This window comes from Geoanaerobacter pelophilus (assembly GCF_018476885.1).
Classification (GTDB): Bacteria; Desulfobacterota; Desulfuromonadia; order Geobacterales; family DSM-12255; genus Geoanaerobacter; species Geoanaerobacter pelophilus.
Genome location: NZ_JAHCVJ010000011.1, coordinates 1 through 14,624, shown reverse-complemented (window position 1 = coordinate 14,624; position 14,624 = coordinate 1). Strand labels below are relative to the sequence as shown.

Sequence of the window (14,624 nt, the reverse complement as noted above, 5' to 3'; positions counted from 1 at the left end):
CATGCCACAGGTATCGAGCATCGACAGATTACCGGCGGATATCAAGGCTCAGTTGCAGCAGCTGCTCCAGGATCCCCGTTGCACTCAACTGGATGCAACGGCAAAAATCAACAAGGTTCTCGAGGAGGAAGGCTATCCCGATCGGGTAACGAAAAGCAGCGTCAATCGTTATGCCCAGCGGATGGAGGAGGTTGGGGAAAAACTCCGGCAAAGCCGGGAAGTGGCGCAGATGTATATCGCTCACGTCGGCGCAGCTCCCCAGGGTCAAACCGGCCTCCTGATCAACGAGATGCTGCGATCAATGGCGTTTGAACTCTCTTTAAAGCTACAGGCTGTCGACCTGGAAGATCCGGAGAATATGTCCGCCACCATTGACCAGGTCAAGGCTCTGGCCCTGGCTGTCCAGCGTCTGGAGCAGTCGGCGACGATCAATATCAAGAGGGAGAACGATATCCGTAAAACTGCGCTGGCCGATGCCGCAGCCGAAGTGGAGAAATCTGCAAATACCCTGCAGATCAAGCCTGAAACCCTCGCTTATATCAAACAGGTGATCTATGGCCTTGCATCTTAACCCGCTGCGCTTGGCGCTGTTTGCGATCGTCTTTTTCTTTGCCCTGGGGGCTATTAAGCCGGATTACCTGCTTGCCGCCGAAAAGCAGAATGCCGTGCCGGTACATGTCCCGACCCCTGAAGATTCTAGATGCGCCACAATGCCCGGCCTTGACCCGATCATTCCTCTCACCCTGTACCAATCCCGCTGGGTCCAGGACAAGAGCCGATTCAAGATCGGCATGGTCAGCAGGCAAGGGGGCAAGTCGTTCAGTACCTCTCTTGAAGCAGTTATCGATTGTTTCGAGCATAAAACCAAGTGGGTATTCCTTTCCGCAGGCGAGCGGCAATCCAAGGAATTGATGGCCACTGCGGCCATGCATGCCCGAGCCATAGGCCTTGCAGTAATCGAGCTTGAAGGAACCTTCAAGGAAGGCGACTCCGAGTACAAGCAGCTTGAGATCATCTTTCCCAACGGCTCCCGTATCATAGGCCTGCCTGCGAACCCGGCAACTGCCCGTGGTCATTCCGCACACATCCTGCTCGACGAGTTTGCCTTCCATAAGGACAGCCGGGCCATCTGGAAAGCCCTCTTCCCCACAGTCACCCGCGGCTACAAGATCCGGATCATCTCCACCCCGATGGGGAAGAAAAACAAGTTTTATGAACTCTGGACAGCCAAGACCGTGCAGATGTTCGACGGTCTGGAGCATGAGTTCAAAGGCGAGCGCGGCGGCTGGTCCAAACACAAGGTTGATATATACGATGCCGTGGCCATGGGGCTCAAGCTGGTCGACGAGAACGGCGAAGAGATCGAGCCTGAAGACCTTCGGCTGGCTTTGGCGGATGATGAAGCCTGGCACCAGGAATACCTGTGCGAATTTCTCGACGAAACCACAGCCTGGCTCCCCTACGATCTTATTGAGGGAGTAGAGGATATCCAGCTTGACCCAATGCCACTATGGGCTGAGGAGCTTGTTAATGCGGCTATTGATCATCATGAGCAGTTCAAGTCCTATGAGAATCCTCCAGAATTCACGGCGGGCCGGGAGATCCTTTCTTCAGTCCTGTTCCCTGGCGATCTGTATGCCGGCTTTGACGTCGCCCGAAGAAGAGACCTATCCATCATATGGCTTGACGAACTTATCGGAGACCTGGCGCGATCCCGCGCTGTCATCGACCTCAAGAAGCAGCCGTTCGGAGTGCAGCGCCTGGTTCTCTTCGCGTTACTGCGGCTGCCACAGATGCGCCGATGCTGCATTGATGAAACAGGGATCGGCATGGACCTCGCCGAGAAGGCAGTTGAGATTTTCGGCGAGAATCTGGTCGAGGCGGTTACATTCACGCCCAAAAACAAGGAAGCGCTGGCAACCGGCATCCGTAAAAGTTTAGAAGACCGTAAAGATCGGATCCCGGCTGATACCCAGATTCGTAACAGCCTCCACACGGTGAAAAAGGTCGCAACGTCTACCGGCAATTTCCGGTTTGACGCCGATCGGGAAGAAGCAACTGGCCATGCTGACCATTTTTGGGCTAAAGCGCTGGCAGTTCATGCTCGATCAGCGCCGATAGAAGATACATCAATCCTCTCCGGATCTCCCCGAGAGAGTTACAAAACAGCACAGGGGTACTGAAATGGCTGGAATGTGGGTATCGCCAAGTGAATACGTCGAGTTCTCCGAGACTCCCGATGAATCGCAGTTGATGACAGATATTGCTACCCGGCAGGCCGCGTGGGACTGGTCAGGGTTCATGGGGCTGCTTCCGGATCCGGATCCCATCCTCCGAAAACTTGGCGACGGTTCCGAGATCCTGGAAAGCCTCACTGCCGACGGCCATCTGATTTCCGTCATCCAGCAGCGTAAGCTCGGCACCCTTAAGAAAGAATACCGCTTTGAGGCTGGATTGGCTCCGGGAGAAACAAAGGCATCCCGCCGGGCTACCCAACTGAGTGACGGCTTAAACTCAGACTTAGAAAACGTCGATCTTTACAATCTTGTTTCCGGTCTATTGGACGCACCGTTTTATGGCAATACTCCGGTCGAAATCAAATGGCGGCCGGCTCCGGACAATAACCGGCTGGCAATCAAGGATCTGGAAGTAAAGCCCACCCGGTGGTTTTCTTTCAACGAGTATAACGAGCCTCGTTTTGTCTCCATTCAAAACTCGTGGGACGGCTTGGAGCTGCCATTCGGCAAGTTTGTATTCTGCCGCCATTTCCCTACTTATGACAATCCCTTCGGTCTGCGGCTCGGGTCTCGCTGCTTCTGGCCGGTAGCGTTCAAGAAGGGCGGCATTAAGTTCTGGTCAATTTTAGCAGAGAAATACGGGATCCCTTTCCTGATCGGCAAGCATCGGCCCGGTGCGACTCTGGCCGAAAAACAGGAAATGCTGTCAAATCTGACCAATATGGTCCGCGATGCCGTGGCTGTTATTGCCCAGGGTGGCGCTGTAGAGATCCTGGAGACCGGCAAGGGGGGGAGTGACGGCAATATTCACCAGGGGCTGGTGCACGAAATGAACTCCGAGATGTCGAAAGTTATCATGTGCCAGACCTTGACAGCAGAGGTTAGCGACAAGGGCGGCAGCCGTGCCCAGGGCCAGGTGCATGAAGACATCCTGGAGGATGTCCGTCACGGAGATCAAACCCTGGTCAAAAAGACCATGGAAGAGATTGCCTGGCTGTACGGCCTGGTTAATGCTCCTGGAGTTCCTACCCCGAAGTTTGTTTGGTACGAAGAAGATGACCCAAAGAAAGAGACTGCTGAACGGGATAAGACTCTGAAGGAAACCGGGGTCAAGTTTAAAAAGAGCTATTATGTCCGGCAATATGGCTTCCAGGAAGATGATTTCGAGCTGGAGGGAGCTTCTTCCAACCCGGCAGTAGATAAAGGGGTTAAGGAGTTTTCAGAGCATGGGACAAGCCCCTTTCCCGATCAGGCGGCAATTGATGCCATGACCCATATGACCACTCCGGAAGGGATGCAGGGTCAAATGCAGCCTGTGCTGGCGCCGGTGATTAAGGGGCTGCTGGAATCCGGTAACCCTGATGAAGCCATGCAACGGTTGATAGCCTCTTTCCCTGATATGAAAAGCACAGAGTTGGAGCGATATCTAGCCAACCTGATGTTCCTGTCCGACATGATCGGCCGGCTGTCTGCCGATAACGAGGAGTAGATGGACTCCATAGACATCTCATACCTGTTCACCCTGCCGCCGCAGAAGGCGATCGAGTATCTGCAGACCAAAGGCTTTAAAATCACCTTTGACTGGCACGAGCTGCTCGACAGCGCTCATGCCCAGGCATTCACTGTAGCCAAGGCCATGGATCTCGATGTACTGCAGAGCATCAAGTCCGCCCTGGTGCAGGCCCTGGAGAAAGGAGAGAGCTTCCGCACTTTCCAGCAGCAGCTCACGCCGAAACTGCAGGCGCTGGGGTGGTGGGGCAAGGAAGAGATCCTCAATCCTGCGACCGGCGAATTGCGGGTTGCCCAGCTTGGTAGCCCGTACCGCCTCCGCACCATCTACGAGGCCAATTTGCAGAGCGCCTACCAGGCAGGCCGCTGGCAAAGCCAGTGGGAGAACCGGGCCGACCGGCCATACCTCATGTATGTCGCAGTCCTGGACAGCCGCACCCGTCCGGCGCACCGGGCGTTGCACGGCACCATTGCCCCGATCGATTCTCCGTTCTGGCGCTACTTCTACCCGCCCAACGGCTGGCGCTGCCGCTGTCGGGTCCGGTCGCTTACCCAGGAGCAGGCAACGGCCATGGTCAAAGACGGGCAGGGGGTATGGGTTGCCGAGGATGGCCTGGGCAGCAAGCAAATAGAGATCTCGCACAGCGGCGGCGAAATGGGCACCGTTGCGGTATATCGCGGGGCCGATGCCCTTGGCCGGTCGTTTGCCATCTCCCCGGATCTCGGCTGGAGCAGTAACCCAGGCATGGCCAAGTGGCAGCCGGATCTGACCAGGTACGATGCCGACGTGAGGGCGCTATGGCCGCGATAAGCAAGGTCCAACTCCAGGGCGATGCAGCCCTGCGGCAACGGCTGCACGCCATGATTACCCGCGGCGCAAATCCGCAGCCGTTGCTGCGACAGATCGCCGGGATTATGGACGATGAGGTCCAGCAGAATTTTGAGGCCGGCGGCCGGGATCCCAAGTGGCCGGAATCGAAACGGGTCAAGAAGAGCGGCGGCCAGACCCTGATCAAGTCGGCGCAGCTGGTCAACTCTATCCAGCAGTTTGTCACGGCCAACGCTGCCGGGCTCTCCACCAACAAGGAATACGCCGCCATTCACAATTTCGGCGGCGAGATCAAGCGCGGCCCGCATTACTCTACCGTCCGGCTGCGGACCGATGCCAGAGGCAATCTGCTGCGCCAGGGCACGGAAGGGTTGAAAGCTAACCTGGCAGTGTTTGCCAAGGCCAGCCACAAACGAACCGTCACCCGGTTCCGCTTCAACAACGGCTATACAATCAATATGCCCCAGCGCGAATACTTTAAAATCAGCCCTGCCGGCATGGAAAACATCAAGTCGGCTGCCGCGCAGTTTGTCGTCGGACCATGAAAACGCCAAATTTTGATTTTAAGCGCCGAACTCACCCCGCCCCCTGACTACCCCCTGTAAAAATCTTTTTAAGCCAGCTCAATAAAATTTAAAGAATGTTTTAACGCGGTTCCATCTTGAGGTTGAACTGAGTTTTTGAAGAGGTTCAACGTACATCGACCGGTCCCCTGTTGTACGGTGCCACTGCACCGGACAACAGGGGGGAACTATGACTGACTGGATAGAAATTTTCAAAACCGGCACTCACCGTGACAGCCGCGGTCGTGAACGGACCTGGACTACTGCTGATCTGGACAAGATGGTTAGCATGTATAACCCGTCTGATCATGAGGCTCCGATGGTTATCGGCCATCCAAAGACCAATGATCCTGCATTTGGCTGGGCGCAGCAACTCAAACGAGTTGGAGACAAACTGCTCGCGCTGCCGGGTCAGGTTGTGCCCGAGTTTGCGGAAGCGGTAAAGAGCGGACTTTTCAAGAAGCGTTCAATCCGGGTAAACCCTGACGGGTCTCTGGCGCATATCGGTTTTCTCGGAGCAATGCCCCCAGCCATCAAGGGGTTGAAGGATATTGAGTTCAGTGAAGGTGAAGAATTTTCAGATTACGACTTTAACGAAGAAACCCAGGAGGATCACATGAAGACAGTAGAGCAGCTGCAGAAGGAACTGGATGAGGCTAAGAAGCAAAACGAAATGCTCCAAAAACAGTCCAACGACTTCAAGGCCCAGGCTGACAAGAGTATTGCGGACTTTGCTGAGGAGCAGAAGAAATCGCGCCGGGTAGAGATCACCAGTCTTGTCGATGCTGGGATCAAAGATGGCAAGATTCTGCCGGCGTGGAAGGAAAAGGGCCTTGTCGATTTCATGACCGCTCTGGAGGAACAGTCCGGAGAGTATGAGTTCTGCGAGGGGAAGAAGCAAAGCCCGCTTGACTGGTTTAAAGGGTTCATCTCCGATTTCAGCGAGCATCCGCTCTTTAAGGAGATGGTTAAACCGGAAAAAGAGGAGGAGAAGAAAAGCGCCGATTTTGCCGAGGATGAGAAACTGGCCAGTGAGATGGCCTCTTATGTGACTCCGCAGAAGTAGCCAATAGTTAACAACTACGAACAAGAAGGGGAGAAAAGATGACCGAATACGAACTTTTACAAAAAGGCATTATTGCCAAGGAAGGTGTGGTCCGTAAAACAGTTACCGTCGCGGCCGGCAATGATCTCGTCGCTGGCACTATTATGGGCCGGATAACCGTGGGGCGCAAATTCAAGCGGTCCTTGGCCGCTGATGCCGATGATGGTTCCCGCACTCCGGTTGCTGTGCTGCTTGAAGATGCTGCGGCAGGCAGTGCTGATGTTCAGGCAGTAATCGGCCTTGGCGGCGGCGCTTATGTCAAAGCCAACATGACCGGCCTGACTGAAACCGCAGAAGACGCTCTGGAAGCAAAAGGAATCTATTTCCTTTAATCACCATTCAACAATTTTACTGGAGGTAATTATTATGCCGAGATTTTCCACGATGTTCACCTGGCTGGGACTTGTGCTCCTGGCAATTATCGTCTGTCCGGTCGCATCTATGGCCGGGGTTCCGGACACAGTAACCGGTGCGCCGCTTCTTTTCGCCGGCATCGTTTCCATGGACCAGATATTCAAAACCCGCGTCCTGGTTATAGCCATCAACAAGATGCGGCCATTTACCACCCGCGCTCTGGACCTGGTCTTTGGCCGCAAAAAGGGGCAGCTCTCCAGCATGTTTGCCTGGGATATCAAGGCATCCAACGAGCGGGTACTGAAAAACCTCCGCGTCACTGATGCTGCTCAGGTCACCAACGGCGTTAAGCGCAAAACCGTCACTTGTGAAGCACCGCGCTTTTCCGAAAAACGCTTTATTGGCGCCGATAAACTTGATGCCGCCCGTAAAGCCGGTGAACAGGGCGTGGAGCTGATGAAGGAAAAAGTCGCAGATGAACAGTTTGATATGCGTGGTGACGTTGACCGTACCCGCGAGTTCATGGCGGTAAAGTGTCTCTCCGGACAGGTAGTTGATGAAAGTGGCACCGTCATTGTTGACTACAACTTCCCGGCCGCTCAGAAGCCAGTTCTTGCCGCCGGCTCGAAATGGTCTGAAGGTGGCACCGACCCCATCGTCAATATCAGGGCCTGGAAAAAGTACATCAGCCAAAGAGTTGCTGTTGACAAGTTTGTCGCTATCTGCGGCTCCGACGCCATGGACGCTTTGATCGGCAACGAGGCGGTGGGAGATAAGCTCAAGTGGGCAGCAGGCAAACAGATCGCCGAAGAAGGCCGCATTGCCTTCCTGGCCGGCACTCAGATCGACGAGTACTTCGGCACATATCGAGATGCCGATGGCAATATCCAGGAAATGGTCCCTGCCAATGCTTTCATCCTGGTTGGTATTGGTGCCGATACTGCTGCCGAACTTTACGCCCCGGTAGTTGATCTCGATGATGAGGCCGGTGTCGGTTCCGGTAAAGAGCCAAACATCTTCTTCTCTAAAGCTTGGGATGAAAAAGATCCTTCCGGCAAGTGGATCAAGGTTGAATCCCGGCCGCTCCCAGTTTTATTCCAGCCTGAGTGCGTCATCTACGCGACAGTTTGTTAAGGGGGAACTTGATCTATGAGAGTTGAAGTCAACCCAGGCTACCACGTAGATACCAAGCTCCGTAAAGAACCGTTCTTTCCAGGGGAACAGTTTGACCTGGACGACAAAGAGGCAAACAGGCTGATCGGGCTGCAAGTAGTTAAAGCCGCTACCGGGAAAACATCTTTAACTGACAATGGAGCGCCTTCATCTCCTCAGCTTAACGTAGCTGAAACCGTCAAGCTGGTCATGGCTGCCGGTTCTCTTACTGAGCTGCAGCAGTTTAAGAACGGGGAAGAGCGCAAAGGCGTACTTGATGCCATTGCAAAACGCGAAAGCCAGATCGATGAAGAAACTGCGGTGATTCTTGCGGCTGGGATCCCGGATCTGGAAACGCTTGAAAAATGTCTCATCAATGAAAAGCGCTCGGCAGTTATCGCAGCCATCGAACAGCGTCGCGCCGAACTGACTCCGCCAGAATAATAACCGTAGGGGCGGTTCGCGAACCGCTCCTACCGGGAAACCAACATCTTCAGGAGGAAATCATGAAAAAATTGCTTTCACTTACACTGCTCTTCCTGGTCGTGACGTCAGTCTCTGCCTTTGCCACCCAGAAGATCCTCTATGACAACCAGAGCAAGCCCGCCGTCCCGATTCAGAACCTGAAAGCCCTTGCACCTGCCAAGGCTGCATCCGGATGTAATACGCAGGCGATAACTAAGGGGTATATCCAGGGGCAACACAGCTCAGTCAATGGGTATCTCGGTTACAGTGCAGAGGTGGTCACCGCTGCAGGCGTAGCAGAACCGGTCAAATGGGAACTGGATGGCACCCAGGTTGCCAGCGGGCCGGACTTTGAATTCACAAACCCGCAGGGCAGCACCTATGGTAAGGCCAAGCAAAAGGTATATTCCGCTGCTAGCCGCTCTCTGACCAGTTGCACCAGGCGGCAATAAACCATGCCTTACTGCACGGTCGACGACATCAAGAGCAAGCGGATCCCCGAGCAGACCCTGATCATGTTAACCGATGACCAGGCTCTGGAACAGATCGATACCGCTGTGGTCGACGGGATTATTGCCGATGCCGACGAGGTGATCGACGGCTATCTCAGGGGGAGGTATGAACTCCCCCTGGCGACTGTGCCTGGCATGATCAAAACTCTGTCGGTTGATATCTCGGCTTATAACCTCTATGGCCGCAGGTCGGAGTTTGAAACCCCTAAGACAGTCAACGACAAACACGCAGTTGCCCTAAAAATTCTTGGTTCCATCCAGAAGGGTGAAATCAAGCTAGGTGCTGCTGGTGTGCAGTCTCCTGAAACTGCAACCGCAAACGATGGCATGCTCATGAATGCCCCGACCAGATTGTTCACTGAAGAAGATTTAAGCCGGTATTAAAAGGACATTAAATGCTCTCCGAAAGCCTGACAACCTTAATCACTGCCCTTAAAGAAATGCCGGAGTACAAGACTGTCGACATCTGGGAAGGCGACGTTGAATCGTTGATCAATAAACCGCAGACGCTGCCTTCGGCGCACCTGATCCTGAGCAAATGCGGTTTCAGTGAGCCGAATGTAATCGGCTGCACTACCGCCCCGGCCGGAATTATCTGGTCATTAATCATTATGAGTAAAAACCTGCGGTCGAAATCAGACGGGGCAGTCGAAAGCCTGGCGTTGATCGAGGCCACCGCTATCAAGCTGTTCCGGCTCAATACCGGATACGGCTACATCCAGCCCGACGAAGCCCAACTGGTCGGCGTGCAGAATGGCGTCGCCAGCTACGGTATGTATCTCACCCAGGAATATAACCCTTAATAGAGGAGATCCACGATGTCACCACAAGCACAAGGGTCCTTGGCCCAGTTACTCATGTTGATGGAGCCGGCATTCAATACGGCCCCGACCGGCGCTTTTGCCGGCAAATCAAAGAAGGTCTATTTTGAAACCGCCTCGCTGGCATACAGCCGCGGCCTGGAGCAGTCCAAGATCATCCGGGGGGCGTCCAGGCATCCGACCCGCGGCACTGCCGGCACTACCGATGTCGGCGGCAGCATCCCGACCGAGCTGCAGGCAACCATGTCCCTGCTTTATGCGGCCCTGGGGAGCGTCAGCATAACCGCATCAGCTCCCACCGTCGGCGCCGCATTGACCACGCCCACATTTGCCTATGACTGGGTCAACCAGATCGTCACCGTTACCTGTGGCGCTGCCCATTCCCTGGTGATTGGCGATACGATCGAGATGGTGGCTACAGCCCCAACGGTCTGTAACGGCACCTTCTATTATCCGGTCATTGATGTCACATCGACCACCGCATTCAAGATCAAGGTGCCCATGGGCGGTTCCAGCACCATTACCGTCACGACCATCAAAAAATGCACGGCCGGAGTATTTACCTACACCTACAAGGCCGGCGGCAAACTCCCCTCATATATTACCGAGGTCGGCTACCCCGATATCGGCAAATACTTCAAATACACCGGCCTGACCAACTCCAAGTTCGGCATGACCATCAACCCGACCGGTGTGGTTGCGGTCTCGTCGGACTGGATGGGGGCAACGGAAACAGTCGGCGCTGCCAGTTTTGATACCGGCTCTCCGATCGACAACACCAAGATCTCGTTCGACGGTTCCATGCTGGCTGCCGCTGATATGAAAGAGGGGGGCGACGCCATTGCCCTGATCAAGAACCTCTCTTTCAATCTCGATAACGCCCTGGACGGCGACACCTTTGTTGTTGGTGGCGGCGGAGTCCGTGGCGGGATCAATCCCGGCGTCTACCAGATCACCGGCAGCGTTACCACCATATTCACCGACACGACCCTTTACGAGAAGGCCAAGAACTCCACTGAATCCTCACTGGATGCCGCCTTTAAAAAAGGTTCCGGCGATGGCACTGCCGGCAACGAAGCAATCCAGGTCGTTACCCCTGAATTGATCTTCACCCCGAAAGCGCCGGGCGTACCCGGTCCGGGCGGCGTAACCGCCACTTACGACTTTGTCGGCGATTATACCGACAACGCCGATGCGACTGCCTTCAAGATCATCGTCAAATGTACCCAGCTACCCGGCAACGTAATCTGATTTGCATGGCGGGGCCTCCGGTTCGCTCCTGTTGGAGGCCGGGGGCCTGGCCAGCCCCCTTGCCGCCGATTTTATCGGCTAACCACACTTTAAGGAGACTTGAAATGGCTTTAGATGACTTGTGTACAGCAGAAACTGCAGATCAGGGTATCGATATCGAAATCTTCCACCCCGGTTCTGGCGAATCTCTTGGCATTTTCATCCGGATGCTTGGATCCGATTCAGAAGAATATATCGAGGCGGAACGTAAAATCACCAACCGCCAGAAAGAAAAGGCCAAGCGGACCCGAGACTTTACGGCCGGGATGGATTATGACCAGAGTCAAGCTGCCCTGGTAGAGAAAATGGCGGCCTGTTTTGTTTCATGGAAAGAGGTGGTGCCTGGCAAAGATGGTCAGGATCCGGCTTTTAAGCCAACCATTGAGCTGAAGAAAGGGGAGGAACTGGAAGCTACTAAAAATAACTTCAAGAAGATCATCTCAAACCGTGGCTTTTTCTGGCTGCGGCAGCAGGTGCAGCAGGGCATGGATAATGTGACCAATTTTTTGCCGCCTGCGCGGAAATCCTCAGAGAGTTCGCCGCGTATAAATTCAGATACGAAACTCCAGGAAAAAACGGAGTAACGGCGGCTGAAGAACTGGAGGCGCTGGAGAAGCGCAGTCGCGGTAAGCGGCTGCTCCCTGATAAACCAGAGCTGCCATTTATAGTTGAGCACATCTGGACATGGTTCCAGGAGCTGAGTGCAACCAGGGGCGGCGGCTTCGGCCCCGCCCCGATCACATACCAGGAAATAGAGGCATGGTCCCGCCTCACCGGCAACCGGCCGACTCCCTGGGAAGTAACCCAAATCAAGATGCTCGATGCAGAGTATTTTGCCTGGCAGGCCGAGAAGGCCGAGAAGGAAACGGGAACTCCATGAAAATCAAGATCATCAGCGACGGCACCCCGATGGGCACAAGGATACTGGATGAATCCGGTAATCCAATGAAAAACGTCATAGCTGCTTCTTGGGAACTCCAAGCCAACGACAAGCTTGCAACCGTTAAATTAGAGTTAATTGACGTATCAGTGGAACTTGAAGGGGATGTAGATATAGATCTCCCTGAAGAAGAGCACTTTTAATGGGCAATGAATCGGCAAAATTAAAACTGATTATGGAGATCGATGGCGAGCGGGTTGTCGTCAACGGTCTCCAGCAAGTTGATGCTGCCGTCGATCGCACCGCCCAGACCACCAATAAGATGGGGGCAGCCACCGGCAGGATGGCCCAGGAGATGGAAGGGGCTTCCGGTCGCATGGCTGCCGCCACTGGCCGTATGACCTCCGGCATGGGCAACGTCTCGGTTGTCATTGGCGACATAACCATGGCGTCGGGCCGGATGGCCGCCTCCCATGAAAACAACATGTCCCGCATGGCCGAAGCCAGCAAACGTGCCCAGGGTGGCATGTCCGGTTTCGAGAAAGGGCTGTGGGATATTCAGATGCGAATTATGAATATAGCCATGGCGATCGGGGTTCTTGTTGCTGCGTTTGCTTTTACCGGCGGCGCATCGATGAAGTATCTGGGGCAACTGGAGACTGCAACCCTGGGGATCGCTACTTCTTTCATGACTGGCGGTAAATATATTGATGAAACAACCGGCAAGGCGCTGCAGGGGCAATCTGCGTTAAAGGCGGCACAAGCTGATTCAGCGCAGATTATTGAACAACTGAAAGTTGCAAACATGCAGACCATTGCAACCCTTGATCAGTTGGTTCGGGCTTACCAGGAAACCTTGCCGGTAGCAATGGCAAAAGGATTCAATAAACAGCAGGTCATGGATTTTACCTTAGCGATGGTGCAAGCCGCCGGCGCTATCGGATTACCGTTTGAGCAAATGGGTGAGGAAACGCGCTCCATCTTGACCGGTAATATTAACCCACGCAACTCCAGGATCGCCACGGTCCTTGGACTCCGCAATGAAGATATTGCCCAATATGAAGGGAATGCCCAGGCGCTGTTTGATTTCCTGATGCAGAAACTTGATGCCTACAAAGTAGCAGGTCTGGAATCACAGAAAACCTGGGCAGGGCTCTGGAGTAATACCTCGGATATAGTTGGCCAGGCTGGAGGGATGGCGTTCCAGCCCATATTTGAAGCGGTGAAATATGAGCTGGTACAGATCACCGGTCAATTGGTCTCTATCGATGAAAAAACCAAAACAATCAAATGGAACCCTGAGTTCCTTGCAGGGATAGAAACATTCCGCGACATAATGGCGGTCATTGTTCGCGAAATACGTCTGGTTAGCATGGATATTGACAAGCTTGGCGGCACTATGACTGCTCTGGGTGCCGTAGCACTGCAAGTTGGAGAGATTACGACCCGGTTTCTAACTATAGGTCAATTTGGTGATTCTCTGGCTGCCGGCACTGAAAAAATGAAGGAATGGAACAAGCGCTATGAGCAGAAATACTATGAAACTGCCAAGGCGGTCTGGATTGCACAAGAGCAGGGGAATACCCCTGGTAAACCTCCGGCATACGATCCCAACCCGGGTAAAGATGAAGCACAGAAAAAGATTAATGAATGGCGTAAGACCCTGGCAGATCTCCAGACGGAAGTCGATAACTCAACCCCGTTCATTGATAAGTTCAGCCAGGAGATCAACAAGGTAAATAATCGCTTTGATGACGTAATCCGCAAGTACCCGGCCCATGCCAGGGAACTGAACGGTTTGCGTGGTCAGATCGTCGAAAATATAACAATTCAGCAGCAATACAAAGAAGCCCTCGAGCTTGGCAGACGCGCACAGGAAGATGCCGCCGAAGCGGATCGCCGTCGGGCCGCCGGCCTGGAAGCCATGAAAAAGCATTACCAGGACGTATGGAAAACCTCTGATATTCAGAAAGAGACTTCCATGCTCAACCTGGAATCATCCGGCGGTGATACCGAAAAAGCCAAACTGCGCCAGTCGTATGAAGACCGGATCGAAATGGCTCGGCGGGCCAATGTCGAGATCGCCATGCTAGGCGCTGAAGCCAGCCAGGATGAACTCGACCAGTATGCCGCCAATAACGAGAAGATTATCGCCCTGGCGCATGCCAAGATCGTGGCACTTGGGCAGCTCGATGCCGAACGCGCTGAAAACCTCCGCAAATCGCTGGACGACATGGTGTCGGCCACTGCTGATATACGCATCACTACTATTCAAGACCCGTATGAGCAGCAGCTGGCCGGGATCAAGAAACACTACGCCGACCAACGCAAAGAGCTATCCGATCATCTGAAAGCTCAGCTTGGTATGAACGGCCAGAGCGAAAAAGATCGCTTCAAGCTCTTGAGTGAATCAATAAAACGGCTCCGGGCACTGGAAGAGGCAGAGACCAGCGAGACAGAACAGGCCAAATGGGGCATGTGGCAACAAAGCCTCGGATTTTATGGCGGCGTTCTTAGCCAAATGGGCGACATGATCGACCAGTCGTCCCGCCAAGGTTTTGAGGCCAATAAAGCGTTTGCCATTGGCGCCACCATCATGAACACCGCTTCGTCAATCATGGCTCAGACTGCCGGGCCGGATGGCTGGACTCCGGCCGCATGGGGCAGGGCAGTGGCAGTTGGATTGATCGGTGCCATGCAGGTTGCCAAGATTGCTTCTACCAGTTATGGCAGTGGCGGGTCAGTCGGTGGCGTATCAGCCGGATCTTTCTCTGGTGGTTCTGCCGGTGCTGGTGGTTCGGTTGGTGGATCTATTGGGGCCCCCACAACTTCAACTCGTGACGGCCTGTCGTATGAACAGCTGCAGAGCATTGCCAATAGTATGGAAAACGCTTCCATGGCTATTGG

General features: G+C 54.1%; 17 protein-coding genes. All 17 read left to right on the top strand.

Annotated features, from left to right (window positions below):
- Nucleotide 1 precedes the first annotated feature (1 nt).
- On the top strand, nucleotides 2–571 hold the full coding sequence (locus tag KI809_RS18675; RefSeq protein WP_214173121.1) for a DUF3486 family protein: 570 nt from the start codon (nucleotides 2–4) through the stop codon (nucleotides 569–571).
- Nucleotides 555–2,183: a terminase large subunit domain-containing protein gene (locus KI809_RS18670; protein ID WP_214173120.1), complete on the top strand. Its 1,629-nt coding sequence runs from the start codon at nucleotides 555–557 to the stop codon at nucleotides 2,181–2,183. Before KI809_RS18675 ends, KI809_RS18670 begins: the two co-directional genes overlap by 17 nt.
- Nucleotide 2,184: 1 nt before the next feature.
- Nucleotides 2,185–3,726, top strand: a complete 1,542-nt coding sequence (locus KI809_RS18665) for a DUF935 domain-containing protein (RefSeq protein WP_214173119.1) — start codon at nucleotides 2,185–2,187, stop codon at nucleotides 3,724–3,726.
- Entirely contained in the window at nucleotides 3,727–4,557 is an 831-nt protein-coding gene (locus KI809_RS18660) for a phage head morphogenesis protein (RefSeq protein ID WP_214173118.1), read from the top strand.
- Nucleotides 4,545–5,120, top strand: a complete 576-nt coding sequence (locus KI809_RS18655) for a phage virion morphogenesis protein (RefSeq protein WP_214173117.1) — start codon at nucleotides 4,545–4,547, stop codon at nucleotides 5,118–5,120. The genes KI809_RS18660 and KI809_RS18655 overlap by 13 nt, the downstream gene beginning before the upstream one ends.
- A 208-nt stretch (nucleotides 5,121–5,328) precedes the next feature.
- Entirely contained in the window at nucleotides 5,329–6,204 is an 876-nt protein-coding gene (locus KI809_RS18650) for a hypothetical protein (RefSeq protein ID WP_214173116.1), read from the top strand.
- A gap of 38 nt (nucleotides 6,205–6,242) precedes the next feature.
- Nucleotides 6,243–6,575, top strand: coding sequence for a head decoration protein (locus KI809_RS18645; protein ID WP_214173115.1), 333 nt, complete (start codon nucleotides 6,243–6,245; stop codon nucleotides 6,573–6,575).
- A 34-nt stretch (nucleotides 6,576–6,609) separates the two neighbouring features.
- Nucleotides 6,610–7,731 (top strand): major capsid protein, encoded by a 1,122-nt coding sequence (locus KI809_RS18640; RefSeq protein ID WP_214173114.1) that lies wholly within the window; start codon nucleotides 6,610–6,612, stop codon nucleotides 7,729–7,731.
- A 15-nt stretch (nucleotides 7,732–7,746) separates the two neighbouring features.
- Nucleotides 7,747–8,193: a hypothetical protein gene (locus KI809_RS18635; protein ID WP_214173113.1), complete on the top strand. Its 447-nt coding sequence runs from the start codon at nucleotides 7,747–7,749 to the stop codon at nucleotides 8,191–8,193.
- Between the two features lie 62 nt (nucleotides 8,194–8,255).
- A complete protein-coding gene (locus KI809_RS18630; RefSeq protein WP_214173112.1) occupies nucleotides 8,256–8,666 on the top strand; it encodes a hypothetical protein in 411 nt (136 codons plus the stop codon).
- A gap of 3 nt (nucleotides 8,667–8,669) precedes the next feature.
- Nucleotides 8,670–9,110, top strand: coding sequence for a gp436 family protein (locus KI809_RS18625; protein ID WP_214173111.1), 441 nt, complete (start codon nucleotides 8,670–8,672; stop codon nucleotides 9,108–9,110).
- 11 nt (nucleotides 9,111–9,121) lie between these two features.
- Nucleotides 9,122–9,529: a hypothetical protein gene (locus tag KI809_RS18620; protein WP_214173110.1), complete on the top strand. Its 408-nt coding sequence runs from the start codon at nucleotides 9,122–9,124 to the stop codon at nucleotides 9,527–9,529.
- Between the two features lie 15 nt (nucleotides 9,530–9,544).
- Nucleotides 9,545–10,798 carry a phage tail tube protein gene (locus KI809_RS18615; RefSeq protein ID WP_214173109.1) on the top strand — a complete coding sequence of 418 codons (1,254 nt, stop codon included), beginning with the start codon at nucleotides 9,545–9,547 and terminating at the stop codon, nucleotides 10,796–10,798.
- A 104-nt stretch (nucleotides 10,799–10,902) separates the two neighbouring features.
- Nucleotides 10,903–11,421 (top strand): hypothetical protein, encoded by a 519-nt coding sequence (locus KI809_RS18610; protein WP_214173108.1) that lies wholly within the window; start codon nucleotides 10,903–10,905, stop codon nucleotides 11,419–11,421.
- A complete protein-coding gene (locus tag KI809_RS21050) occupies nucleotides 11,361–11,717 on the top strand; it encodes a phage tail assembly chaperone (protein ID WP_435052264.1) in 357 nt (118 codons plus the stop codon). Before KI809_RS18610 ends, KI809_RS21050 begins: the two co-directional genes overlap by 61 nt.
- Entirely contained in the window at nucleotides 11,714–11,920 is a 207-nt protein-coding gene (locus KI809_RS18605) for a hypothetical protein (RefSeq protein WP_214173107.1), read from the top strand. The genes KI809_RS21050 and KI809_RS18605 overlap by 4 nt, the downstream gene beginning before the upstream one ends.
- The coding region (locus KI809_RS18600) for a hypothetical protein (RefSeq protein WP_214173106.1) at nucleotides 11,920–14,624 on the top strand (2,705 nt) is incomplete at its 3' end. The genes KI809_RS18605 and KI809_RS18600, both read left to right, overlap by 1 nt.